Annotated in this window: 18 protein-coding genes and 1 pseudogene; 7 read left to right on the top strand and 12 right to left on the bottom strand. The window is 69.5% G+C overall.

Features of this window, described 5'->3' with window-relative positions; translation table 11 throughout:
- The 3 genes and pseudogenes from FJV41_RS14320 to FJV41_RS14330 all read right to left on the bottom strand — a co-directional run.
- Positions 1-584: pseudogene (locus FJV41_RS14320) on the bottom strand (TolC family protein); the annotation flags it as partial.
- A 132-nt stretch (positions 585-716) separates the two neighbouring features.
- Positions 717-2,768, bottom strand: coding sequence for a HEAT repeat domain-containing protein (locus FJV41_RS14325; protein WP_141643033.1), 2,052 nt, complete (start codon positions 2,766-2,768; stop codon positions 717-719).
- 147 nt (positions 2,769-2,915) lie between these two features.
- Positions 2,916-3,956, bottom strand: a complete 1,041-nt coding sequence (locus tag FJV41_RS14330) for a hypothetical protein (protein WP_141643034.1) — start codon at positions 3,954-3,956, stop codon at positions 2,916-2,918.
- 146 nt (positions 3,957-4,102) lie between these two features.
- On the opposite strand from FJV41_RS14330, the gene FJV41_RS14335 reads away from it, so the two are divergent.
- Complete coding sequence (locus FJV41_RS14335) at positions 4,103-5,353, top strand: AAA family ATPase (RefSeq protein ID WP_141643035.1); 1,251 nt, start codon at positions 4,103-4,105, stop codon at positions 5,351-5,353.
- A 121-nt stretch (positions 5,354-5,474) separates the two neighbouring features.
- On the top strand, positions 5,475-6,305 hold the full coding sequence (locus FJV41_RS14340; protein ID WP_141643036.1) for an alpha/beta fold hydrolase: 831 nt from the start codon (positions 5,475-5,477) through the stop codon (positions 6,303-6,305).
- Positions 6,306-6,380: 75 nt separating this feature from the next.
- On the opposite strand, the gene FJV41_RS14345 is transcribed toward FJV41_RS14340, so the two are convergent.
- The 5 genes from FJV41_RS14345 to FJV41_RS14365 all read right to left on the bottom strand — a co-directional run bounded on the left by FJV41_RS14345 (position 6,381) and on the right by FJV41_RS14365 (position 14,459).
- Positions 6,381-9,272, bottom strand: coding sequence for a HEAT repeat domain-containing protein (locus tag FJV41_RS14345; RefSeq protein ID WP_141643037.1), 2,892 nt, complete (start codon positions 9,270-9,272; stop codon positions 6,381-6,383).
- Complete coding sequence (locus FJV41_RS14350) at positions 9,265-10,476, bottom strand: VWA domain-containing protein (RefSeq protein ID WP_141643038.1); 1,212 nt, start codon at positions 10,474-10,476, stop codon at positions 9,265-9,267. Before FJV41_RS14350 ends, FJV41_RS14345 begins: the two co-directional genes overlap by 8 nt.
- Positions 10,473-12,785 (bottom strand): DUF5682 family protein, encoded by a 2,313-nt coding sequence (locus tag FJV41_RS14355; protein ID WP_141643039.1) that lies wholly within the window; start codon positions 12,783-12,785, stop codon positions 10,473-10,475. The genes FJV41_RS14350 and FJV41_RS14355 overlap by 4 nt, the downstream gene beginning before the upstream one ends.
- Positions 12,785-13,870: an ATP-binding protein gene (locus FJV41_RS14360; RefSeq protein WP_141643040.1), complete on the bottom strand. Its 1,086-nt coding sequence runs from the start codon at positions 13,868-13,870 to the stop codon at positions 12,785-12,787. The genes FJV41_RS14355 and FJV41_RS14360 overlap by 1 nt, the downstream gene beginning before the upstream one ends.
- A gap of 118 nt (positions 13,871-13,988) precedes the next feature.
- On the bottom strand, positions 13,989-14,459 hold the full coding sequence (locus FJV41_RS14365; protein WP_141643041.1) for a hypothetical protein: 471 nt from the start codon (positions 14,457-14,459) through the stop codon (positions 13,989-13,991).
- Positions 14,460-14,658: 199 nt separating this feature from the next.
- On the opposite strand from FJV41_RS14365, the gene FJV41_RS14370 reads away from it, so the two are divergent.
- On the top strand, positions 14,659-15,639 hold the full coding sequence (locus tag FJV41_RS14370) for an NADP-dependent oxidoreductase (protein ID WP_181790636.1): 981 nt from the start codon (positions 14,659-14,661) through the stop codon (positions 15,637-15,639).
- A gap of 10 nt (positions 15,640-15,649) precedes the next feature.
- Here the strand turns inward: FJV41_RS14370 and FJV41_RS14375 are convergent, their stop codons facing one another.
- The 3 genes from FJV41_RS14375 to FJV41_RS14385 all read right to left on the bottom strand — a co-directional run bounded on the left by FJV41_RS14375 (position 15,650) and on the right by FJV41_RS14385 (position 18,645).
- Positions 15,650-16,561: a hypothetical protein gene (locus FJV41_RS14375; RefSeq protein ID WP_141643042.1), complete on the bottom strand. Its 912-nt coding sequence runs from the start codon at positions 16,559-16,561 to the stop codon at positions 15,650-15,652.
- Positions 16,562-16,698: 137 nt separating this feature from the next.
- Positions 16,699-17,442, bottom strand: a complete 744-nt coding sequence (locus FJV41_RS14380; RefSeq protein ID WP_246137204.1) for a hypothetical protein — start codon at positions 17,440-17,442, stop codon at positions 16,699-16,701.
- Between the two features lie 180 nt (positions 17,443-17,622).
- Complete coding sequence (locus tag FJV41_RS14385) at positions 17,623-18,645, bottom strand: linear amide C-N hydrolase (protein WP_141643043.1); 1,023 nt, start codon at positions 18,643-18,645, stop codon at positions 17,623-17,625.
- A 242-nt stretch (positions 18,646-18,887) separates the two neighbouring features.
- Between FJV41_RS14385 and FJV41_RS14390 the strand changes: the two genes are divergently transcribed.
- The 3 genes from FJV41_RS14390 to sitI6 are packed head-to-tail and all read left to right on the top strand — an operon-like array spanning position 18,888 to position 21,170.
- A complete protein-coding gene (locus FJV41_RS14390) occupies positions 18,888-19,757 on the top strand; it encodes a GNAT family N-acetyltransferase (protein WP_141643044.1) in 870 nt (289 codons plus the stop codon).
- 12 nt (positions 19,758-19,769) lie between these two features.
- Positions 19,770-20,441, top strand: coding sequence for a SitA6 family polymorphic toxin lipoprotein (gene sitA6 / locus FJV41_RS14395; RefSeq protein WP_141643045.1), 672 nt, complete (start codon positions 19,770-19,772; stop codon positions 20,439-20,441).
- Between the two features lie 6 nt (positions 20,442-20,447).
- Entirely contained in the window at positions 20,448-21,170 is a 723-nt protein-coding gene (gene sitI6 / locus FJV41_RS14400; RefSeq protein WP_141643046.1) for a SitI6 family double-CXXCG motif immunity protein, read from the top strand.
- Between the two features lie 90 nt (positions 21,171-21,260).
- Here the strand turns inward: sitI6 and FJV41_RS14405 are convergent, their stop codons facing one another.
- Positions 21,261-22,139 (bottom strand): pirin family protein, encoded by an 879-nt coding sequence (locus FJV41_RS14405; protein ID WP_246137205.1) that lies wholly within the window; start codon positions 22,137-22,139, stop codon positions 21,261-21,263.
- 95 nt (positions 22,140-22,234) lie between these two features.
- Here FJV41_RS14405 and FJV41_RS14410 point away from each other — a divergent pair, with 95 nt between their 5' ends.
- On the top strand, positions 22,235-23,065 hold the full coding sequence (locus FJV41_RS14410; protein ID WP_141643047.1) for a LysR family transcriptional regulator: 831 nt from the start codon (positions 22,235-22,237) through the stop codon (positions 23,063-23,065).
- The last annotated feature ends 6 nt before the right edge of the window (positions 23,066-23,071 follow it).

Here is a 23,071-nt window from a genome sequence, read left to right on the forward strand (position 1 = left end):
CCACCGCCCACGCCACCCCCCGTGCCGCCGCCGATGAAGGTCGTCGAGTCGGGGTCCAGCACGTTGTACTGCACGCCCACCGTGCCGGTGATGACGGGCAGCAGGCCCGCCAGCGCGATGCGCGCCTGTCCCGCCGCGGACTCCACCTGGGCCAGCGCGGTCCTCAAGTCGGTGGAGCTCTGCCGCACCATGTCCAGCGCCTCCTCCCAGGACTTCACCTGGATGGGCGCGGGCGGCATGGGCGTCAGCAGCGGGTCCGATACTTCGGGCTGCGGTGGCTCCGGCGGGTCGTCGCTCGTCCCGGTGTCCTCACCGGGCCCTGGGGCGGACGTGTCCCATTGCCCCTGGGGAGGGGTGCCCCGCCGTGGCGCGCCGGGCGCTTGTGACGGCGCTCCCGGGGGCGTCACGGGAATGCCCTGTCCCTGGGCCGACTGCGGCCTGGGATTCTGGATGGGCAGCACCTTGGGCGCGCCGTGTCCCTGGGGCCGCTGTCGCACGGCGGACGGCGGCCGGGCCTGGGCGAGCGGCACCCCTGGCTCGGAGCCAGGGTGCGAGAGGAGGAGGGCGAGCAGCAGGGCGTTCATATCGGGTGCCCTGAGGTAGGGGAGGCACCCGATACCGGCCACGTACCCCGGGGCCGGTCCCCGCCTGTCTGACAAAAGGGACGAGAGCCTGCTCAGCAGTGGATGGAGCGCCCGGGGGCTTGCGTCCTCCGCTCAGCGGCCCTGTTTGAGCATGGACAGACGCTGCTTCGCCGCGCGGCTCTGCGGGTCGAAGCGCAGCGCGTCCTCGAGCCGCTCCTTGCCCTTCTCCACCTGTCCCTGGACGACATAGAGGTCGGCCAGACGGACGAGCGCGTCGGCGTTGTAGGGCTGCAAATCCAACGCCCGCTCGAACTCGCGGATGGCGGTGGTCAGGTCCTTCCGCCGCACGGCGAGCTGCCCGAGCATGATGTGCGGTTGGACCAGCCCGGAGGTCTCCGGCCGCGACGCCAGCGCCTCCACGGCCGCGGTGCCGCGCGCGTCGCCGAAGCTCGCCAGCGTCAGCGCCGCGGACTGGCGCACCCACGTGGAGCCATCCTGGAGCAGCGCCGCCAGGTCCTCGATGGCCTCCTTGCCACCCACGGCGCCCAGCGCCTCGATGACGTCCGCGCGCAGCAGGCTGTCCTGTGTCCCCTTCAGCGCGGCGCGCAGGGCGGGCACGGCCTCTCGCTTGTATCGACGCCCGAGTACCTTCGCCGCCACGCCGCGCAGCGACGCCGCTTCCTTCGTGTCCGCGAGCACGGCCTCCAGCGCGGGCCGGCTGGTGTCCGCCGTCTTGTCGTCGAAGGCGTCCGCCAGGCGCACGCGCCGCTCCTGCCGCTTCGCGGAGTCCGGCCACATTTTCGCCAGGGCCTGGTCCATGGCCTCCGGCGTCTCCTTCGTGTGACACGTGTTGCAGGCGTTGGGGATGCCGTGGCGCGTGGTGTTCTTTGGCGCGGGCACGTCGAGCGCATGGTCCGCGAACTTGTCGAGCACGCCGGAGACGACGGGCGGCATGTGACAGGCCACGCAGTCCTGCGCGGCGCGCCCGGTGTGCTTGGAGTGTTTCGCGCCCGCGGCGAACAGGTCCGCGTGGCATTGCTGACAGGTGGCCGAGCCCACGGAGATTTTCGCGGCCGTCTTCTCCGGCAGGTTCAGCTCGTTGGGCGCGTGTGGCTCGTGCGGCGCGGTGTGGCAGGTGAGGCAGGTCGCATTGCCCTGCAGGTGGCACTGCGACTGGATGAGGGCCTGGTACTCGAAGCTGGAGGTGCTGGGGCGGCCGTCGGTGAAGTAGTCGCCGGAGCGCTCGTTGCCCACGAAGAGGACGATGGGTTGGTAGAAGTCCTCGTACTTCTGGCCCGGCTGGAAGCGGTGCGCCAGGTCGAGGATGGGGAAGAGGGGGCGGCGCGGGCCATGGCACTGCGCGCACACCGCGAAGCCCAGCTCCGGGGACAGCTTCGACGGCTGGACGATGTCCTTGGGGTCCTGCGTGTCGGCGTGCCTGGCGCCGGGCCCGTGGCAGCTCTCGCACGCGACGCCCGCGTCGGTGAAGCGCGTGGTCCACGTGTGGGTGGCGCGGTCATGGCGCGCGTCGAGTCCGGTGACGTGACAGTCCAGACACGCGTGCTGCGCGCTGCGACGGAAGTTGGCCCAGAAGAACGGGTGGTCCGGCGTGAGCGCGCCCTGCTTCGTCTCCGAGTAGTCCACCCACTCGCCCTTGCCGGTGACGTGGTAGTAGACGGGCAGCACCTGCCAGCGACCGTCTGCGAGCACCGTGACGGGGTCCTGCATGCGCTTGCCGCCCACCACCCACTGCACCGGGAACTCCGCGAGCTGACCGTCCGCGCCCTTCGTGCGCATGAAGTGGTGCTCACCGTCGCGACGCATCCACGCCTCGCTGGAGTCTCCCTTGAAGTGCGTGTTCTTGCGGTAGTCGCCCACCACGAACTTCGACGTCGCCGGGGACAGCGCGCGCGAGTGCCAGCCCTTGCTCCATTCGGCGTGCTCGTCCTCGTGGCACTCGCCGCACGCCTCGGCGCCGGCGTAGACGCCGCGCGGCGGGTGCCCGTCCTTCACCTCGGCGGGCGGTGGCGTGGCCTGGGCCACGGGCTTGGGCGCGGTGGGAGGGGCGGCGCTCGCGGTGGCCGGTGTGGAGGCCGGCGGGCGCAGCGCGTAGGTGACTCCCGCGGCCGTGCCAAGCAATGCGAGGAGGACGAGGGCGAGCAGGGCGGGACGAGCAGGGCGCATGTCGGAAGTGCCCTGAGCCTGCCTGTCGCGCCCTGTCGTGACAAGCCGGGCTCCCGGGGATGGCGGGACTGGGCCGTCCTCCCGGGTTGGGCGGGCCGTCACCCCGCCCCGCGTGCGAGCCGTGGGGCGGGCGCGGCCGGTGTGTCGCTACTCCTTGGCGGAGTAGAACTTCGGCGGTCCGGCGAGCCACACGCTGGTGCCCTCCGTGCGCTCCAGCAGCTCGTCCGCCAGCTTGCTCCAGTCCTCGTAGGGGCCCATGGCCTCCATGCTGGAGGGCACGAAGCCGAGGAACTGCTGGGGACCCACGGCGAGGACCGTCGCGGTCGGCGCGCGGTACGGGCCCTCGTGGTGGTAGCCGAAGACGCCCCAGGTGTTCCAGGAGCGGCTCAGCGCGTCGTAGCGCAGCGGCGCGCAGCTCGTCTCGGCGATTTTCTGGGCGTCCTCGTCGCTCTCCCCTGAGCAGACCTGAAGGCTGTCACCGAGCTTCACGTCCTGGAGCGGACAGGAGACCTGAAGGGAGTGCTTGCAGTGGCCAATGGGGTTGGGCGCGCCGCGGTCGCTCCAGTAGGCCTGGACGAAGGCCGCCGAGCCCTTCGGATCCTCCCACTGGATGGACTCGCCCATCCCTTCGAGGAAGACCCAGGGGACGGAGGTGGCCTCCACGAGCGCCTCGGCCAGCTGCTCCTTCTGCTCGGCGTGTCCGATGGGCTCCAGGCTGAAGGGGACGAACGCCACATAGCCCCCCGATTCCCGGGCCGCCAGGGTGCCGGCGCCGCCGAGTGAGATGCCGCCCGTCGTCGAGCCCCCTGGTCGCCCCGCGACACCGCCGTTGTTGTTGCCGTTGCCGCCCCCCGGCGAGTCCTTGGCCGCCCTCGCACAGAGGTTGGTACAGGAGTTCAGCGCGTCCCTGTCAGCCCACGCCTGGCTCTCGTTGGAACAGCCCATGGCGGAGTCGAAGTTGGCGACGGTAGGGGGCGGGCAATGACAAGGTTTGTAGACCGCCGTGTACTTGCAAGCCGTATCGACCCAGGGCGGCGGGCCTTGATGGTCGTAATACCCGACGCCGATGACGCCCCCTGGTGTCCGCGCCTGGGCTGGCGTGCTCCAGGTGACGGCACCCAGGGCGGCCAGGAGCGCGAGCAATGAAATCCTCGAAGTGAAACGAATCAGGCGCGGCTGCGGGGACATGAGTGACCTCCGTCAATGCGTTGCACCAGCAGCCTGACTGTCTCAAGAATTGTTCACAATGGGTGTTGATTGACTTCTCCGGGAGTAGCGTTTTGTGTCACAGGCGGGGTTGACCCTGGCGTGTCCGGGGGAGAGGCTGGCGGACGATGCTCAAGCTCCAGTGGCTCCAGGTCCACCAGTTCCGCTCCGTGAACCCCGGCACGAGGTTGTCGTTCAGCCCGTCCTTCAACGTGCTGCTGGGCCGCAACGGCACGGGGAAGACCTTGCTCCTGGACCTCCTCGCGGCCGTCGCCAGCTCGGACTTCACGGCCATGGCCCTGGAGCCCTTCGAGCTGGAGTACGCGCTGAGCGCGGACACCGGCCGAATCACGGTGCGGGTCCGCAACGTGCCCGTGATGCCCCAGGACGGGCCCGCGGGCTCCGGGCTGTCCATGGACATTGTCGTGTCGCCGCGCGACATGGCGTGGCCGCTGGTCATCCGTCGCGAGGGGCTCCAGGTCACCGTCTCGCGCGAGGGTGACACCTCGCTCGTCGTCCAGGAGCGACTGGCTCCCGAAGTCGCAGGCCGGCTGTGGCTGGTCCTCATGTCCGGAGGCATCGCCTGGGTGGAGAAGACGGGCGAGGGCACGTCCACGGTGGAGCCGCTGCTGGCCATGGCCCGCGAGGTGTCCGCCCTGGCGGGGCTGAGCCGCTTCGACGAGGGGCTCGCCTACTTCGAGCAGCTCTACCAGGTGGAGCTGCGCCTCTCCCGGCGGGCGGAGGGGGTGCTCGCCACGGGCACGGGGCTCGCGTCGGAGGCGCTGTTGGACGGGCTGCGGCGGCTGGCGGCGGCGCAGTGGGGCTCCGCGCGGTATGTCGTCCCGTCGGACGCCGTCCCCTTCCTGCGCGACGCGTCGCGGCTGCTCGGCTTCACCTCCGCGGAGGCCAGCCTCGTTCCCCTGGAGGCGTCGCCCGAGGGCAAGTACGAATCCCTCACGCTCGGGGGCCTGGAGCTGGACTTCCTGGGCCCTGGCGACACACGGGTCTCCGCGCGTCAGCTGGGCCATGGCCAGAAGCGCCTGCTCGCCCTCCAGCACTACCTGGCGCGGGCGCGCGCGGTGGTCGTCGTGGATGAGGTGGCCCACTCCCTCCACCCCCAGCTCGTGCGGGCCAGCGTGGAGCCGCTCAAGGGGCGGCAGAGCTTCTTCACCAGCCAGAGTCCCGTGCTGATGGACCTGCTCGCCTTCGAGTCCGCGGAGCACGTGCGCGCGAGCCTGGTGGTGTGTCGTCGTGAGGAGGACACGGGCCTGCTGACCTGGGAAGACCCGTCGCCGGAGGCCGCCGAGCGGCTCTTCACCGCCAGCGCCGCCGCGCCCGGACAGATGGGGGCCCTGCTCCAGGCCCAGGGGCTCTGGTAACCCGGGCACGTCCGTTCTCCCACGGGCGTCCGCGAGTCGACAGCCGGCGCACCGCGGCACGACGGGTGCCGTGTCGCGTCACGAGCTGGCCTATCCTGCGCGACGTGGGGAGGGAACCGCCATGCCGATGTTGACCGTGAATGGGACCGAGTTGCACTACGAGGATACGGGTGGCTCGGGTGAGCCCATCCTGTTCAGCCATGGGTTGTTGTGGAGTTCGCGGCTGTTCGACCCGCAGGTGGATGCGCTGCGGAGTCGCTATCGCTGCATCGCGTATGACCACCGGGGGCAGGGGCGCAGCGCGGTGCCCGAGGCGAGCACCATCGACATGGAGACGCTGTACCTGGACGCCGTGGGGCTGATGGAGAAGCTGGACCTGGGGCCGTGTCACTTCGTCGGCCTGTCCATGGGAGGCTTCATCGGGATGCGCATCGCGGCGCGCCGGCCGGAGTTGTTGCGCTCGCTCAGCCTGCTGGATACGTCGGCGGACGCCGAGCCGCTGGCCAACGTGCCGCGCTACACGCTGCTCAACCTCATCGCCCGGATGGCGGGGTTGCGGCCGGTGGTGGACCCGGTGATGCGCATCATGTTTGGCCGGACGTTCCTGACGGACCCGAACCGCGCGGAGGAGCGGGCGCTGTGGCGGGCGCGCTTGTTGGAGAACCGTCGGGATATCTGGCGCGCGGTGAACGGTGTCATCCGTCGCAACGCGGTGTCACACGAGGTGCCGAACATCCGCGTGCCCACGCTCATCGTCGTGGGGGAAGAGGATGTGGCCACTGTTCCGGCGAAGGCCGAACGGCTCCACCAGTTGATTCCGGGCTCGCGGCTGACGCGGCTTCCGCGCGGGGGGCACTCCTCCACGGTGGAGGAGCCCGCGCTCGTCAACGCCGCGCTTGGCTCCTTCCTGGAGTCGCTGGTGAGACCGCACGTGTCGTCACGCGTGGGGTGAGTTGGGGCAGTGCGGTGTTCGCGCCGGGGACTGAGTGCGCGCCCCGGCGCGGTGTTGGCCTGCACGGCGTCGCGGCTAGGTCTTCACCCCGAGCGACTTCTTCGCCGCGCGTGAGAGCGTCTTGTCCCCGGCCGCATCGGGGATGTCGAGCAGTGCCGCCGCCACCACCTTGCCCGCGCCGTGGATGTTCTCGTTCGCGAGTTTCAGGTACGTCCCGAAGCGCGTGAGCCGCTCGGGGTGCGCGCGCGCCGCCTCCACGTGGGCCAGCAGCACCTTCGAGAGCGCGTCCGCTGGGAATCGCTCGAACAGGTTGCGCAGCGCTTGTCGCTCCATCGCCTCCGGCCGCGTCTCCGCCAATCGGACGGCCGGCTCCAGCATCGCCAGCCCGAAGGTCTTCAGCGAGTCGGACACGACGCCCGGCTTCCACCCGTCGACGAACGCCGCCAGGAGTGTCTCCGCGCCGCGCACGTCACCCAGCACCCCCAGCGCGTACACCGCCGTCTTGGCCTCCTCGTCGTCCGTGTCGCGCGCCTCCACGCTGTGCACGTACTTGTCCAGCACCTCCGAGTCCCCCAGCCACGCCAGGGCCATGGCCGCGCGTCGCCGCACCTCGTTCGACGGGTCTCCGTAGAACACCTGCCGCAGCACCGGCCACGCCTGCGTGAGCCCCAACCCCTCGAGCTGGTCCACCGCCGCCAGTCGCGCTTCCCGAGTCGGCTCCGACAGCGCCCGCTGCGCGAGCGGCCGAATCCTCCCCTGTCGCACCTTCGCGAGCGCCGCGATGGACGCGGGCCCCGTCTCCCGGGCCTGCACGTCGTTCAACACCTCGCGTGCATGGAGCCGCAGGCCCGCGTCGTGGCCCTTGCGTGTCATGCCGTCCAGCAGCACTCGCGCCGCATGGACCTCCAACTGCCCCAGCACCTGGATGGCGGTGCGGCGCACCATCCGGCTGTGGTGCTCGGACAGGGCCTGCTTCACCACCTCCAGCACGCGCTCCTTCGGACGTGCCGCCACCGCCCGGGCCACGAAGGTGCTCGCCGCGCCGTCGCTCCACGCGGGATACAGGGACTCCAACAGCGAGTCCGCGTCCAGGCTCGCGTAGTAGTGCGCCGCATGGGCCGCGGCCTCGTAACGAGACAGCTCTCCTCGAGCCCGCTTCAACAGCGCCTCACCCGGAGGCAGCGGCGCCTCGGGCTTCCGGATGTGGATGCTCGGGTGCGTGGGCACCGGCTCCAACGTGTCCCCCTGGACCTGCGCCGCCCCCGCCAGCCGCACCAGGGCGATGCCGAGCACCTGGTACACCTTGACGAAGTCATCCAACCGCTCCGCCGCGTCGGGACGCTGCGCCAGCGCCTCCAGCAGCGCTCCGGGCTTCTCCAGCCCCAGCTCCCTCAGCCGGGCCACCAGCGGCTCCACCGCGCGCGGAGACAGCGAGGACAGCCCGTTGGAGAACTTCTCCGCCAGCTCATCCCGCACCTCGGCCAGGGCGATGGCCGCGCGAGACGCCCCCGCTTCGCGCGCCGCGTCCGCCCACCCGCTGCGAGGCACCGCCACCGGCGCCTCCGGCTTCGCCCGACGCCGCCGACGCCGCGTGGGCTCCTCCGTTGCCTCCCGCAGCCCCAGTCCGCGCAGCTCCAGTCCCTCTGGTGTCTCCACCACCACCGCGAGCGGGAACAGCGTGGGGAGCGCCGCCTCCAGCCCCACGTCCCCCAGCACCACCTTCAACGTGGCCCCTTCCAGCGCCGCGGCGAAGGGCTCCTCCAGCCGCGAGTCCGCCGGGAGGAACAGCCCCCGGTCTCCCGAGTCCACCAACTGTGAGCGCTGCCCGCTCGCCAGGAGCGTCTGCACCCGCAGCGCCACGGGGAGCAGCTCCGGCGCGAAGACGTCCTTGCGGTGCTCCTGGAAGGCCGCCAGCGCCGCCCCCACGTCCGGCAGCGCCATCTTCACCAGCAGCCGCAGCGCCGAGTCGTCCTGCGGATGCGTCGACTTCGCGTCCTCCAGGTCCAGCCGCCGAGGCGGGAAGCCCGGGTACTGCCCACCCTTGGCTTCCTCCAACACCACGCCCGCGTGGCTCTTCTTGGGCTCCACCGTCTTGAGGAAGGCGGGGAGGATCTGCTTCTCCGTGTAGTGGGCTCCGGAGCCCAGCTCCAGGAAGCGACTCTCCCGGACGAGGAAGTTGTCGGGCGTGGTGCGCGTGGTGAAGGAGTACTCCACCAGCGTCAGCCCCTCGATGGGAGCCCGGTCCTTCTTCGTCCACGTCTTGCCAATCAGCTCCTCGACGTAGCGGTCCTCCAGGGACTCACCGCCCAGGTGCTTCTCCACCTTGCGCGCGGTGAGCAGCATGTCCGCCACCAGGTCGGTGAAGACGGGGGGCTCGAACGTGCCCGTGCGCGCCGCCGCCTGCTCCAGCAGGGCCGCCACCTCCACCGTGCGCGCCGCCAGCCGGCGCAGGCCATTGGCGCGCAGCGACTCACCCAGGGCGCGCACCTGCTCGGCGCGGTCCTCGGACAGGGACGTCACGCCCGACAGGCCCAGCTCCCGCACCAGCGTGGACACCTGCGCCACGCCCGCCTTCATCAGCTCGCCCGTCTCCGTCTTGCCCTTCTTCACGCTCTTCTTCGCCGGGCCTCCCGCGCCCGCCGGGGCCGTATCGGTGGTGACGAAGGCTTCCGGCGCGCGAGCCCACGCCACCAGCAGCGCCGCAGCGTGTTTGCAGAAGGGCCGCGAGCGCGCGGCCACGCAGGAGCACTTCCCCTTCACCTCACGCCCGTCACCGAACACCAGCGACACTTTGTAGGGCGACGCCCCCGAGCCCAGCGCATCCGCGAACAGCCGGTTCTCGAAGCGGGACAGGTGGGTGATTTGCTTGTCGTCGAAGATGCGAGTGCCCTTCGCCACCTCCGAGGGGTCCCCGATGATTTCCGTCAACCCTCCGCTGCTGGCAGCGACCTTGCGAGGCTCAGCCATGGTGCGTCTCCTTGTGGGCGGCCAGCAGCGGCGTCAGGTCCTGGTTGCGCATCACCCGCTCCACCACGTCCACCAGTCGTTTGGGCGTACACCCGAAGCAGGGAATGCCCAGCGCGGTGAGCCTCTCCGCCATGGCGTGGTCGTACGTGGGCTTGCCTCCGTCCGACAGCGACAACAGGCACAGCACCTTCGCCCGCGAGTCCACCAGCTGGCGCAGCCGCGCCACCAGTTCCTCCGCGTCACCGCCTTCATAGAGGTCGGTAATCAGCAGGAAGAGGGTCTTCTCCGGCCGTTGCACATGGTTCGCCTGCGCATAGGCCACCGCGCGGTTGATGTCCGTTCCGCCGCCGAGCTGCGCGGTGAACAGCACCTCCACCGGGTCCGTGAGCAGGGGCGTCATGTCCACCACCTCCGTGTCGAACAGGATGAGGCGCGTGCGCAGCACATCCAGTGACGCGAAGATGGCCGCCATGACGGAGCTGTACACCACGCTCTGCGCCATGGAACCAGACTGGTCCACCACCAGCGTCACATCCCACTCATGATGCTTGCGCTGGTTGGGCCAGAAGTAGAAGCGCTCGGGCACCAGTCGCTTGTGCTCCGCGTCCCAGCCCTTCAGGTTCTGCCGGATGGTCCGCTTCCAGTCGATGTTGCGCGCAATCGGCAGCGGGCTCGTCCTGTCCCTGCGCAGGGCGCCGAACACGGCCGTGCGGATGGAGGACTCCAGCTTCTTGCGCAGCTCCTCCACCACCTCGCGGACAATCTGCCGGGCAATCGCCTTCGCCTCGTCGGGGATGAGCCCGCGCGCGCTGACCAGCGTCGTCACCAGCTCCACGTTCTTGTCGAGGAAGGGCAGCGTCTCCGGCTCGAAGAGGAGCTGGGTGAGCCCCTTCTTCTCGATGGCATCCTTCTGGACGAGCGCAATCACGTCGTCGCGGAAGAAAGTCCGCAGCGCGCCCAGCCACTCGGGGATGTAGGGGCGCGAGCCGGACGAGCTCGCGCGCTTGTCCCCGTAGACGAAGGAGAGCGCGTCATCCAACGCCTCCAGGTCTCCGCCGCCCACGCCCACCGAGCCCGCCTGGGTGCTCAGGGCCCGCAGCGAGGGACAGACTCCCGTCTTCTCCGCCGTCGGGCCGAGCGCGAGCCGCCAGCGCAGCAGGGCATCCCGGTCCTTCTCCGCCAGTTCCTTGGGGTCCACGCTCATAGCAGGTCGTCCAGGTCGTCGAGCACCTTGCCCAGCTCGGCGCTCATGTCCTTGAGCTTCGCTGTGTCCTTCTCTTCGAGCACCGTCTTCACGGCCCGGCCCTTTTCTCCGAGCTGCCGCACCGCCACCACGTTCTCCATGAGGTAGCGGCGCTCGGTGGTACCCAGCACGCCCAGTGCCCTTCTCAATACCGGCAGGGTCTGACGGAAGCGCTCGGGGTCGATGCTGGTCAGGAAGTCGTCCAGGGCCTTCACCACTTCGCGGTTCTTCACCAGCACCAGCGCGTTGACGCCCAGGAAGCCCTCCAGCCAGGACGCGCCTTCATCGGGAGCCACCGCCAGCGACAGCCGCAGTCCGACGATGAGCGCCACCTCCGCCTCGTTCAGCTCATGCGCCAGATACAGCAGGCCCGTGGCCAGGCCCGACGTCGCCGGGTGCACGGTGCTGCTGTCCATCAGCTCGCGGGCCTCCGCGAGCCAGCCGGCCTTGTCCGCGAGCGGCTGGGCCAGCGCCACCTCGTGCAGGGTGCGCAGCGCCTCCACCACGGAAGGCAGGGCGTCCGGTGCGCAGGCGCAGGACTCGCGCACGCGCAGCAGCGCGCGGGAGTACGTCTTCTGGCAGAGCACCGCCACCGCCTCGTCGCCCACGTCCGTGTGCGCGCGCGAGGTGCCATAGGCCACCAGTCCGGACAGCGCGCGCGCCGCCGAGGCGAGCGAGGGCAGGTCCACGTCCGTGGCCGCGTGCGTGTCACAGGCGCGCAGGGCCGCGGCCATCGTCTGCGGGCAGCCGGTAATCACCGACTCCAACAGGACGTCCGCGGCGGCGCCCGTGGTCTTCGCCGCGTCCAGTTGCTCCTGGAGGACGCGGGTCGTCACGGCTTCCAGCGAGTCGCCGAGGACGATTTTCTCCACCAGCGCCACGTCCGTGGACGGCGTCCACTGCGCCTGCCACGACTCTCGAACCCGCGTCAGCGCGGCTTGTCCACCAGCCTCTTGCGGCGAGGCGCGCTGCTGTCCCGTGGCCGCGAGCGTCGCATAGGGAATCCCCGCCACGCGCAGGCGGTGGAGGAACACCGAGGAGCCGACCTCCACCGTGTTGTTGAGGCGCAGCGTGAAGGTCTCCGCGCTGTCGGTGCTCGGCAGCCGGCGCGTGTCCAGCTCCCGCCAGAACTCCGCTTGGAGCGAGTTCTTGCCGATGCGACTGGCCACCCGTCCCACTTGATGACCGACGACGCTCTTCCACAGGAACGCGTCGACATGCGTCGCGTCTCCCCGGCACAGCGTGGCCACGGTGGCCTCGCGAAGTTCGTCCAGTCCCGGAGCGCTCTTCTCGCGCAGGTCCGCCAGCGTCATCGCCAGCCGGTAGGCCTCCAGCACGTCCGACAGCGACGCGGTGAAGCCGCGCATGCGCAGGTGCGCGGCGAAGTCGATGAGCACCTCCAGCGTCGCGCGCCGGAAGTCACACTGGGCCTCGTGGGCCTTCTGGTAGAAGTGCGGCGCCCGATTGCCCGCGCCGTAGCCGAGCTGCTCGGACAGCCGGGGGAAGCTGTACGGAATCACCGTCACCGCGCAGGGCACCGCCTTGGGGAGCTTCGCCTCCAGCGCGGGCTCCACGTCCCGGGCCAGGAAGGCCGCGATGTGCGCGGCGCCCGCCACCACGGCGACCTTCTCCGGCGCGACGCCGCTCGCCACCACCTCCAGCACCTTGCGCGCCATGAACGCATCGCGCCAGCGGTGGTAGTCCTGGCGAGGCCCCGCGTTGAGCACGTCCGCCCAGGCGAGCAGCACGGGGCGGAAACCCTCGGGCGTCCAGTCGGGCGCCTCGAACAGCGCCTCCCACAGCTCCTCGAAGGAGCGGTAGCCCTGCTCACGGGCGAACCGCTCCGTGAGCGGCTCTTCGTCATGGAGGTGCTCGTGACGCTCGCCCTCCGGGACCTCCTCGCTCTCGACACCGGCCGTCTCGTCATGGCGGTCCATGCCGAGGCTGACGCCGACGGGGATGTCGATGAACAGCGCGCGGGCGCGATTCACCTTCGCCCAACGCAGGGCGGCGTACTCGGGGGAGTAGTCCGCGAAGGGCCACAGCGCGGAGCCCGGCGTGTCATCCGTGCGGTAGCCGAGCAGCGCGATGGGCGGCTTCGTCTCCGCGTCACACAGCACGTCAATCAGGTCGGAGGCATCACAAGGCCCCTCGATGAGAACGACCTCCGGCTTCACGCGCTCCAGCCAGCGTCCGAGCACCGCCGTGGTGCGCGGCGAGTGGTGGCGCACCGGGAACAGATGCACCCGGGAGAGCAGGTCCAGGTCCATCAGCCCCTCAGGAGCTTCTTGCTGGCGGAGTACAGGTCCTTCCACGCGCCGGTGCGGCCCTTGGCGACGGTCTCCATGTATTCGCGCAGGGCCTTCACGTCGTCCTCCTGCTCCTTCACCACGGCGCCCACCAGCGAGGCGGCCAGCTCGTGGGGGGTGACCTTCCCGCCGCCGAACTGCTCCGCGAGGATGGAGCTGTTGAACAGCACGCTGATGGCCTCCGCGGTGGACAGCACGGCGCCCGGGGTGCGGACCTTCGTCTTGCCGTCCTTCGTCACGCCCTTGCGCAGCTCCTGGAAGAGCGTCAGCAGGATTCGCGACAGCTCCTCCGGAGGCGGCACTCCGACCTGGTAGTCATTGCGCAGCTCCGCCTCGCGCTTCGTCACAATCTGTATCTCCTGTTCCAGGTCCTCGACCACGGGGACGGTGACGAAGTTGAAGCGGCGCTTGAGGGCGGCGCTCATCTCGTTGACGCCCCTGTCCCGCGTGTTCGCGGTGGCGATGAGGTTGAAGCCGCGCTGGGCGCTGACCACCTCGCCCAGCTCCGGGATGGAGACCTGCTTCTCCGAGAGGATGGAGATGAGGGCGTCCTGAATCTCCGGGGACGTGCGGGTGACTTCCTCGAAGCGGGCGAACTTGCCGGAGCGCATGGCGCGCAGGACGGGGGAGGGGACCAGGGCCTCGGGCGTGGGGCCCTGCGCGAGCAGCAGCGCGTAGTTCCACGAGTACTTGAGGTGGTCCTCGCTGGTGCCGGCGGTGCCCTGGACGATGAGGGCGGAGGTGCCGCTGACGGCGGCGGAAAGGTGTTCGGACAGCCAGCTCTTCGCGGTGCCGGGCTCGCCCACGAGCATCAGCGCGCGGTCCGAGGCGAGGGTGGCGATGCAGACCTGGATGAGTCCCTTGTCGCCGACGTACTTGGGCGTAATCGTCACGCCGCCGACGGGCTTGGACCCGCCGAGGATGTACGTCTCCACGGCACGAGGCGACAGTGCCCATCCAGGAGGGCGGGGCTTGTCGTCATGGGCGGCGAGGGCTTCCAGCTCAGTCTTGAACTTCGCTTCGGCGGGCAGTCGGATGTCCGGCATGCATGCAAGCTACCGGTTCGGTCTGACACGCCGCAATCCGAGGGGTTGTCTTGGATACCCCTCGCAAAACCGACCCTGAAGGGCGCATGCCTCCGGGTGGGCGGCGCGTGGAGGCAACTCACTCCGCGCACGGAAACGCGGTGTCCAGCTTCTTGCTCCCGTTGACGCCCGGGCCCGACAGCGTGGCGACCACCTTCACGGTGGAGGAGCACTCGTAGGGCATCAGGAATGGCACCACGGTGACGCCGCCCTCCGCGAGCACGTGCAGTTCGCGCGTCTGCGTCACCTTCCACGCGCGCCGCTCACCCGCCTCCGACTCCTCCTTCGGCGCGCTCACCACGAGCTTCAGCTTCAGCGGCTTGTCCCCCTCGTACTTGCCCTGCACCTTCACCAGCAGCAGCGCGTCCACGTTCATCCCATACGGGTCCGAGGCCTCCTCCACCGTGACGATGGAACCCTTCTGCCGGTCGAAGACGCGCAGCTCGACACCTCCCAGCGACACGCTCGGAGCGCTCGCGCTGCCAGCGGTGGAGGACAGCAGCAGGACACCACCGACGAGCAGCGAGCGCAGCTTCGTTCGCGACGACATCTCCACCTCCGGAATCTTCGGGGAAAATCCGCCGCGCGACTGTACGCCAGCCTGGTGTCCTCCCGCGCCAGGGTGGCGGGCGTGAGGGCGGGCCCTGGCTTGGGGCTTCGTCGCTTCCTCTGCAATTCCTCTCACCCATGACCAGCCTGCGGAGGAACCCTGTCCGGCGCGGGACCTCCGCCCGCGAGGAGTCATTTCCATGAAGACCTCCGTTCCCTCTCAGATGAAGGCCGCCGCCATCGACCGCTTCGGCGGACCGGAAGTTCTCGGCACCAAGACCGTCCCCGTTCCCCAGGTAGGCCCCGGCGAGGTGCTCATCCAGGTGGAGACCGCCGGCATCGGCCAGTGGGACCCCGCCGAGCGCGCGGGCGAGATGGAAGGCTACAAGCCGGGCAGCAAGGCCTCCTTCCCATACGTGCTTGGCACGGATGGCGCGGGCACCGTCGTGGCCCTGGGCGAAGGCGTCAAGAACCTCAAGGTCGGCGACAAGGTCTACGCCTTCGGCTTCCTGAACGAGAAGGGAGGCTTCTACGCGGAATACACCGCGGTGAGGGCCGCGGACACCGCGCCCGTACCCAAGGGACTGAGCGCGGAGCAGGCGGGCGTGCTCGCGGCGGACGGAATCACGGCCCTCCAAGGCGTGGAGGACACCCTCAAGGTCGGCCAGGGCACCACGCTGCTGGTGTACGGCGCGAGCGGCGGCGTGGGGCACCTCGCGGTGCAACTGGCGAAGCGGCTCGGGGCCAAGGTGCTCGCGGTGGCCTCCGGCGCGGACGGCGTGGAGTTGATGAAGAAGCTGGGCGCGGACAAGGCCGTGGATGGCCGCTCCGACGACGTCGCGAAGGCGGTGCGGGACTTCGCTCCGGACGGCCTCGACGCGGCGCTGGTGCTCGCGGGCGGAGACAAGGTGAACGAGCTGCTCAAGGCCGTCGTGAAGAAGGGCGGCCACATCGCGTACCCCAACGGCGTCGAGCCCGCGCCCAAGGGCCCCGAGGGCGTCAAGGCGACCGCCTACAACGGCGAGGCGAACCCCAAGGTGCTCGGCCGCCTCAACAGCCTCATCGAGTCCGGCCCCTTCCACGTCGAGGTCTCGAAGGTCTACCGCCTGGATGAAGTCACTCGCGCGCACGAGGCCGTGGGCAAGCACCACCTGGGCAAGCTGGCCCTGCGCATCCACTAAAGCCTGACGCTCAGGCCGCGGCGCGGGCCTGCTGAATCTCCTCCGCGCCCGGCCGCCACAGCACCTTCCACCGCGCCTCGGGGAGCTGGGGTGGAGGAGGCTTCCCCTCCGATACCCCCGCCACCTCGACGTGCATCCCGCCACCCCAGGTGAGGATGCCCGCGAACAGGCCCAGGACTCGCATCGCGGGATGGAGGGGCCCCTCGTAGCGCCGCGCGCGCCAGTGACGCAGGCGTGGCGCCGAGGGACCTCGGGCACTGGGCTGCAGGGAGAGCTTGCCGGGCGCCGGGGCCCCGGGGACCGGGAAGAGCGGCACGATGAGCAGGCCCACCTCTCCCGCCTCCAGGTGGACCGTCGTCTCTCGCGGATAGCGCAGCCGCGACTCGGGAGGCCCGGACAGCTTCAGCGTCAGCGCCCGCTCCGCGTCCACGCACCCCTGCGCCATCAGGTGCAGCTCCAGCGGCGCGGACCCCTCTTCCGTCACGGCCAGTCTTACGGCGAAGTGCACGCCGTCCACTTCGAGGATGTCCTCGGCCGGCGCCCATTCGAGCAGCACGTTGGGCAATACCTCCGCCCGCCGCCAGTCCTTCCACATCCGGACCCCGATGAACGTGGTCACCGCCGCGCAGCCCAACGCGAGCCAAGGAGGAAGTCCGCTGAAGTCGGAGGAGGCCACCATCCAGATGCCCAGCACGGCCGCGGGCATCCCGAAACAGAACAAGAGCAGCCTGGCCGCGCCGTCGGCGTCGCGCTTCCAGAAGGCCCGAGCGCTCCACGTCGCGAGCAGCAGCCCTCCCACGAGCCACGCCAGGGCGGGAGCCGGAGGGGCCCGATAGCGCAGCGTCACTCCGGCGATGCCCGCGGCCGTCAGCCCCACCAGCACCAGAAGCCCCAGCAGCACATGTCCGCGTGTCGCTCTCATGGCACCACCCCGTCCCGCCTCGGCTCACGGCGAAGGGGCCCAGGGTAGTCCACTCCGCGTGCCTCACGGGCCGGGAAACCGGAGGCCGCTGTCGCCCGCGCTCCGGCACGGCGCCGGAGGCGGGTTGTCTTTGGGGACTACTCGGCGCGGCAGACGGCCGGAGCGGAGAGGTTGGGGCGAATCATCTTGAACGGCTGGAGCAGGTCCGGGACGCGGAGCAGCGCGTCACGGCAGCCCGTCTCGTCGTTGCCGGAGATCTCCACCTTGAAGCTGCAGTCCTGCGCGCCCTCGCAGACCGTCTTGGCCAGCCGCGCATAGCAGTCCACGGCGCGGGCGCAGGTGCCCTCGCTCAGGTTCACCGACGCGGAGGAGGACGTCGTCGTGGTCGAGGCCGTGTTCGTGTTCGTCGACACCGACGCGCCGGCCGACACCGTGTCCGCCGAGTTCGCGCCAGGGGCGTTCAGGTTGATGGTGACGTTCGTCTGGGAGGGCTCATGGGCGGGGGCGGCGACGAAGCGCGGGTTGATGCGGTCCTGCGCGCAGAGGTACAGCTCCTCGCCCTTCTTGCGCACCGTGGTGAGCTTCGTCTCCAGCTCCGCCGGAGGAACCTGCTTGTCGTCCACGGAGACCTGGAAGGTGTACGCGTCGTTACCATTGTAACGGTAGTACATCGTGGAGGTCGCATCGTAGGTGACGGCGATGGCCGTGGTGTCCACGGACTGCGACTCGAGGCCACTCTCCAGGGCACAGACTCCGATGGACGTCTTGGTCGCCGAGGCATCGTTCGCCGCGACGGGCAGCGTGTAGAACTTGCTCGCGCCACAGGCCACCAGCGAGAGACACAGAGACGTCAGGGACAGTCCCTGGATGAGCCGCTTCATGAGGTTTGCTCCTAGGATGGGAATGGGTCCGCGCTGGGGAAGCCCGGCGGAGTGGCGCATCGACGCGTGCACCGGTTGCACATTCAATCCTGACACGAAACAGCCCGCCCCCGGAAATCACGGGGACGGGCCTGTCGCGGGGTGTTTCTCGAAGCCTGGGACTCGTGCGGTGTCCGCGGCTCAGGTCGTCAGCTTGGAGGTGATGTCGATGGACGCGGGGCTCGTCGGCACGGCGAACGTCTTGCCGTTGGCGCCCTTGAAGTCGAGCGTCTTGAGGTTCACCGAGTAGATGAGCAGGTCCTCGTAGAAGCGCACGTTGAGGACGGTGTGGGTGAGGTCCTTGACCACGGTCCACTGGGTGTAGTCGTCCTCTTCCTTGAGGGATTTCTCATCGAGCGAGCGGACCGTGCCGCGCGGGATGTCGACGGTGTTGAGCAGGTGGAAGGCGAGGCTGGTGGCCTCGGTGGCGTTGGCGACGGGCCGGGCGAACTGCTTGAGGTACGCGGCCCGCACGAAGCGGGAAGGTGGCATCGGGTCCCCGGGCAGGCCGCGCAGGCCGCTGCCGTGGCCGGGCTGGGCGAAGGTCTCCGAGCCCAGCTCCACCCGCTTCGCGTCCCAGGGGGACAGGCCCACGTAGTCGCGCAGGTTCTGGAGTTGGACGGGGAAGGGCGGCGCGTTGGTGAGCACGGCGACGGGGTTGTCGTGCAGGTGCATCTCGCCGTCGAGGAACTCGACGACCAAGCTGTTGCCCTGTGCGTCGTGGATGGGGAAGTGCAGGGGCAGGTATTGGGCCAGCCAGTCGCTCTCCCAGACCTGGGCCTCGCCTTCCTGGAGGGCGGACTTCACCTCCGCCACGGTGGCGAAGTTGCCGAGCACCCAGCCGGGGAACTGCGCCAGGGTGAGGGCCTTGGCGTTGTCGGTGACCTTGGGGTAGCGGGACTCGGGCAGCCACAGGCTGCCGGTGGACAGGCCGGCGGTGTTGAGCCCGTCGACCATGATGGGGAGGCTGCCCTTGGCGGTGAGTCCGACGTAGCCGTAGGTGGTCGTCCACGTCAGGCCGTTGAGTCCCTTGGGGGAAGGGGAGACGAACTTCTCACCGGGGGCTCGGACCAGGAGCTTCGAGTCGAGGTCGACGCCGAACTCCATGCTGCGGCCATTGACGACGCTCTTGTCCGAGGCGACGACGAGGAAGTCGGTGCACATGTGACGGCTCCTTGTGTGGGGTTGGCGAGGGCGGCCCTGTGCAGCCGCCGCGCCATCCGCCGTCCTGTCAGCGATTCCCAGCGGTTGAAATCGCACGCGGGTCTCGTGCCCCCGGGCGTGTTGCCTATCGCACGCGAGCGGCCACGGCGTGCGTTCTCGCGGAAGGCACGTGCGTCCCCGAAAAACGCGGCGCCTCCGGGGAATTTCCCACCAGGCGGGCGTTTGTGATGTTCATGTCGCCCATGTCGAAAGTTCCTCGGGTGGTGGCCATCGACCACCGTGATTCCGCGCTGCAAGCGGCCTTCTGTGAGTACGTGCCCCAGGTCTTCCGAACGGTGGACTTCCGCCGCTGGTGCGCCTGGGGCGAGTGGACGGACGACTACCGCGCGTTCAGCGTGGTGGACGAGGGCCGGGTGGTGGCGAATGCCTCCGTGATGCGGATGTGCCTGCGCGTGGAGGGGCGCGAGGTGGTCGGCTATCAATTGGGCGCGGTGGGGTGTGTGCCCGAGCGTCGGGGGCAGGGCCTGGCGCGGGTGGCGATGGAGGCGGCGATGGAGGCGTGTGGTGATGCGCCGGTGGTGCTGTTCGCGAACAAGAAGGTGCTCGACTTCTATCCGCGCTTTGGCTTTGAGCCCCGGGAGCAGACGTTGTTCGGAGTCACGTTGGAGGTGACGCCGAGGGGAGAGCCCGCGCCAGTGTTGGATGTGTCCGAGGCGTCGGTGCGGGCGAGGCTCGTCGCGCTGGCGGAGGAGGGCGTCCCGGTGACGGAGCGCTTCGGTGCGCGCCGGCACGGACACATCGCGACCTGGTACGCGGCGGCGAACTTCGCGCGTCCCTTGCGCAAGCTGAGCGAGGACGCGTGGGTCTTCGCGGGCGTCGAGGACGGCACGCTCTACATCGAGGATGTGTTCGCGCGAGAGGGCTTCGATTTGCGTCCGCATTTGTCACGATTGGTGGACGAGCCCGTGAAGGCGGTCCAGTTCGGCTTCACGCCCGAGCGGTGGTGGCCTGGGGCGGAAGTGATTGGCGAGGACATGGAGGCGGACCTCTTCGTGCGCAACCTCTCGCTGCCCGCGGGAGCCAATCGCTTCCCGGTGATGGCGCGGACGTGATGGGCTTGGCCCATGCGAATCCCTTACGTCCAATGGCTTGCGTTGGTCGCGGTGTCCTGGCTCGGCTGTTCCACGGTTGAAAAGCCCCCCGTGAAGCAGGCCTGGGACGAGGCCGAGCTGGAGTGTCAGGCACCAGAGGAAGACCAGTGTGTAACCCTGCTGTGCCTGGGTGACACCTGCGGCTTCTATCGCTGCGAGGACACGCCTGTAGCCGTGGAGCTGGCGCGCTTTCCTCCGTCGAGACCACCCGCTGCAGCGGCGGCACCGGGCAGTGGTCCTCGGAGAAACTGGGGCGGAGCGCAGAAGCTCCCTCCGGGTTCCATCATGACGTTCCCCAACTGGAACGGTGCTCCGGACCGAGTCATCCCTCCGTCACGCCAGCTCACGGCGGGGCGTTGGGAGAAGCACCACATCTTTCCGCAGGCGAATGACCTGGCCGCGTGGTTCGAGCGTCAGGGTGTCAAGATTCATCACTACACGATGCCCATTCCACTCTCCGTCCACCGGCGCATCCATGATGGCACGGGGCGTGGAGGTGCCTGGAACGATGCGTGGCGAGCATTCCGGAAGGCGAACACTGGTGCCTCTCCCGAAGAGGTTTTCAGGCACGCGGGCGAGCTTATCCACCGCTTTGAGCTGATGGGTGGTCCTATCCGTCCGTACTACTCCCGCCCAGGAGCGTAGGTGCGCATGAGCCGTTTCTTCTTGTTGGACGAAGACAAAGCCGCAATGGCGAAGCACGGCAACGAGCTGGATGGGAGCCACAAGTGGGGGCTGCCTGGCTTGCGATGCCACTCCTGTGGCGCGACCTGGAGCTCCGTGGGGCACGACTACCCGTCCGTCGATCTCTCCGGGCTCCCAGAGCACGACGAGTTTAAAAGGCCCAGGCCCGAGCCCTTCGCTGAGTTCGTGCGCCTGCGCGAGCTGGTGCGTCCCCTGGTGCCTCCAGACGTGTCCCTTCCTCCTGGGACAACCTTCGGACCTCTGGTGGGGCGTGCCTCTGGGAGCTTCGGGTCCATTGACTGGCTGGGAGGCATTCGCCTGCTGATGCGCCGTGAAGCACTGGAGCTCCTTCAGGCGGAAGGACTGCGAGGCTTGCTCGGTTGCCGCACGGAGCTGCGGTTTCGCCAGAAGGCCCCGCCCGAGCTGCTGGAACTCCAGGTGGCTCCTCGAGGACGGCTTCATCCCGACTGCATGCCGCCAGGACATCCACCGCCGTGCCCGACCTGTGACCGGTTCAGTCTCCGATGGCCCGACGAGCCCATCCTGGACGCGGCCACCCTGCCCACGGACCTGGACCTGTTCCGACTGGGCAACTTCGCCACCATGGTCATCGGCACGGAGCGGTTCAAAGACGCCGTGCTCCGCCTGGAACTCGACGGCCTCACGTTCCGCGAGCTGCCAACCCGCTGAGCCCGAGTCCACCCACTTCCGCCGCGGGCCGTGCGCTCATGCTCAGGTCTCGTTGACGGAGGGCCACCACGAGACATCGGAGCCATCGCATCAAGGAAGGTCAATCCAGAGCGCCGAACTCGCGGTGTCCGCTGTCACAGTGGCCGCGCCCTCGCCGAGCACAGCGCCTTCGCCGAGCGCCAGGTCCACACCCGAGCCTCCTTGGAGCGCCTCCACCCGGAGCGGTCCCGTCGTCGCGAGCAGGTATCCGTTACGGGCGCGGTCGAGCGTCAGCCGCTCGGGCCGGCCCGCGACGAGCGGGAGCCACCAGACCCGCACGTCGGCGCGCAGAGGCATCCCTTCGTCGCCAGCGATGAGCTGCCGCCCGTCATCCGAGAGCTGGCGCGAGTAGTAGGCAGGGGGGCCGCCGTAGGTGTGCGGCCGGAACCACAACTGGAGCATCCGCGTCGGCCGGTCTGTGTCGTTTCCTTCGGCGTGCATCATCCCGCTCCGCGCGGAGATCAACTGCGCGGTCCTCGGTCCCATCGTCGCGCCGTGCGCCTGGTCTCCGTGATGCGAGAGCGTCCCGTCCACGACGATGCTGAGGATCTCCATCTCCTCGTGAGGGTGAAGCGGGAACCGCGATTTCGGCGCGAATGTCGCATCCGCGAGGACGAGCAGCGGCCCCAGCGGTCGACCCTGGCCGGAGTGGGGTCCCACCGTCGCGACGAAGTGGTCCCGGAGCGAGAGCCACGAAAGCGTGGTGCGAGGCAGCGATGCGAGCGTGCGGTGTTCGAGGCGCGGCATGGGCAGGTTCCTATCGGTGTGACAACCGGAGAGGGCCACGGCACTTCCGGCGACGAACGTGCGACGTGAGAGCTTCACGACGGCGGCCTCGTCAGCGTCGGCGAGAAGCGAGGCGTCGGCGTTGAGCGGGAGGAGCGCATCGACGTCCTCGCCTTGAAAGGGGCGGTCCCGGTGTCTGCCCATGTTCGTCTCCTCCCGCGCTGGGATGCGCGGTGAAGGAGTTAGCCCGGCCCGGCTCGTTTGACACCTCCGGATGGACGCACAGAAGATGTGCGAGAATGCACATCTCCTGGGACGAGCTTCAGACCATCGAGGCGCTGGTTCGCACTGGCAGCGTCGAGGCCGCCGGACGCGAGTTGTCGCTCCGACATTCTTCGGTGTCGAGGCGGGTCGCGGCGCTGGAGGCACGCCTCGGCACGGCTCTGTTCGCGAGGGGCGCGCGCCTGGTGCCGAGCGCGCTGACGCTGCGAATCGCGGAGCGGGCCGCGACGATGCGCGTGGCCGCGAGGGACATCGAGGACTTCGTAGGGGCGGAGAGACGGGGCCGGGAACGAACCGTGGTCATCACGACGAGCGACGTGCTGGCCCCGCTCTTGTTCCTCGCGCTCGCGAAGGCCAGGCCCGTGCAGGCGGTCGAGGTGCTCGTGAGTGACGACGAACTGGAGCTGCTGCCAGGTCAGGTGGACCTCGCGCTGCGTCCCGGTCAAAACCCGAGCGGGGCGCTGCGCGGACGACGGCTTGGACGGTTGAAGGTCGGAGTCTATCGCGCTCGCGGCGGAGCGCCGGATTGGCTGCAGCCGAGCGTTGAGCTGCGCGCCAGGGCCTCGATGAGCTGGTGGCGCGAGGTCCCCAAGGACGTACCGGGTGCCGTGACGTGCAGCTCACTGCTGGCCATGCGCGATGCGTGCTCCGCTGGCCTGGGACGGGCCGCGCTCCCGGCCTTCCTCGCGCACGGAGACGCCCGGCTCCAGTTCGAGAGGGAGCTCGACGCGGGGCCACCGCTCTGGCTCCTCGCGCCGATGGCCCGTGGCATCCCGAAGGAGCTTCGCGAGGTTCAGCGGGACCTCTTCGCCGCGCTGCGCGCGACGGAGGGCGCCTTCGTCGAATGAGTCCTT

It is taken from the genome of Myxococcus llanfairpwllgwyngyllgogerychwyrndrobwllllantysiliogogogochensis (assembly GCF_006636215.1).
GTDB lineage: Bacteria > Myxococcota > Myxococcia > Myxococcales > Myxococcaceae > Myxococcus > Myxococcus llanfairpwllgwyngyllgogerychwyrndrobwllllantysiliogogogochensis.

Excerpts from the sequence above, each read along its gene's own strand:
- FJV41_RS14325 (WP_141643033.1), bottom strand. The coding sequence starts at position 2,768 with ATGCGCCCTGCTCGTCCCGCCCTGCTCGCCCTCGTCCTCCTCGCATTG.
- FJV41_RS14330 (WP_141643034.1), bottom strand. The coding sequence starts at position 3,956 with ATGTCCCCGCAGCCGCGCCTGATTCGTTTCACTTCGAGGATTTCATTG.
- FJV41_RS14335 (WP_141643035.1), top strand. The coding sequence starts at position 4,103 with ATGCTCAAGCTCCAGTGGCTCCAGGTCCACCAGTTCCGCTCCGTGAAC.
- FJV41_RS14340 (WP_141643036.1), top strand. The coding sequence starts at position 5,475 with ATGCCGATGTTGACCGTGAATGGGACCGAGTTGCACTACGAGGATACG.
- FJV41_RS14345 (WP_141643037.1), bottom strand. The coding sequence starts at position 9,272 with ATGGCTGAGCCTCGCAAGGTCGCTGCCAGCAGCGGAGGGTTGACGGAA.
- FJV41_RS14350 (WP_141643038.1), bottom strand. The coding sequence starts at position 10,476 with ATGAGCGTGGACCCCAAGGAACTGGCGGAGAAGGACCGGGATGCCCTG.
- FJV41_RS14355 (WP_141643039.1), bottom strand. The coding sequence starts at position 12,785 with ATGGACCTGGACCTGCTCTCCCGGGTGCATCTGTTCCCGGTGCGCCAC.
- FJV41_RS14360 (WP_141643040.1), bottom strand. The coding sequence starts at position 13,870 with ATGCCGGACATCCGACTGCCCGCCGAAGCGAAGTTCAAGACTGAGCTG.
- FJV41_RS14365 (WP_141643041.1), bottom strand. The coding sequence starts at position 14,459 with ATGTCGTCGCGAACGAAGCTGCGCTCGCTGCTCGTCGGTGGTGTCCTG.
- FJV41_RS14370 (WP_181790636.1), top strand. The coding sequence starts at position 14,659 with ATGAAGACCTCCGTTCCCTCTCAGATGAAGGCCGCCGCCATCGACCGC.
- FJV41_RS14375 (WP_141643042.1), bottom strand. The coding sequence starts at position 16,561 with ATGAGAGCGACACGCGGACATGTGCTGCTGGGGCTTCTGGTGCTGGTG.
- FJV41_RS14380 (WP_246137204.1), bottom strand. The coding sequence starts at position 17,442 with ATGAAGCGGCTCATCCAGGGACTGTCCCTGACGTCTCTGTGTCTCTCG.
- FJV41_RS14385 (WP_141643043.1), bottom strand. The coding sequence starts at position 18,645 with ATGTGCACCGACTTCCTCGTCGTCGCCTCGGACAAGAGCGTCGTCAAT.
- FJV41_RS14390 (WP_141643044.1), top strand. The coding sequence starts at position 18,888 with ATGTCGAAAGTTCCTCGGGTGGTGGCCATCGACCACCGTGATTCCGCG.
- sitA6 (WP_141643045.1), top strand. The coding sequence starts at position 19,770 with ATGCGAATCCCTTACGTCCAATGGCTTGCGTTGGTCGCGGTGTCCTGG.
- sitI6 (WP_141643046.1), top strand. The coding sequence starts at position 20,448 with ATGAGCCGTTTCTTCTTGTTGGACGAAGACAAAGCCGCAATGGCGAAG.
- FJV41_RS14405 (WP_246137205.1), bottom strand. The coding sequence starts at position 22,139 with ATGGGCAGACACCGGGACCGCCCCTTTCAAGGCGAGGACGTCGATGCG.
- FJV41_RS14410 (WP_141643047.1), top strand. The coding sequence starts at position 22,235 with ATGCACATCTCCTGGGACGAGCTTCAGACCATCGAGGCGCTGGTTCGC.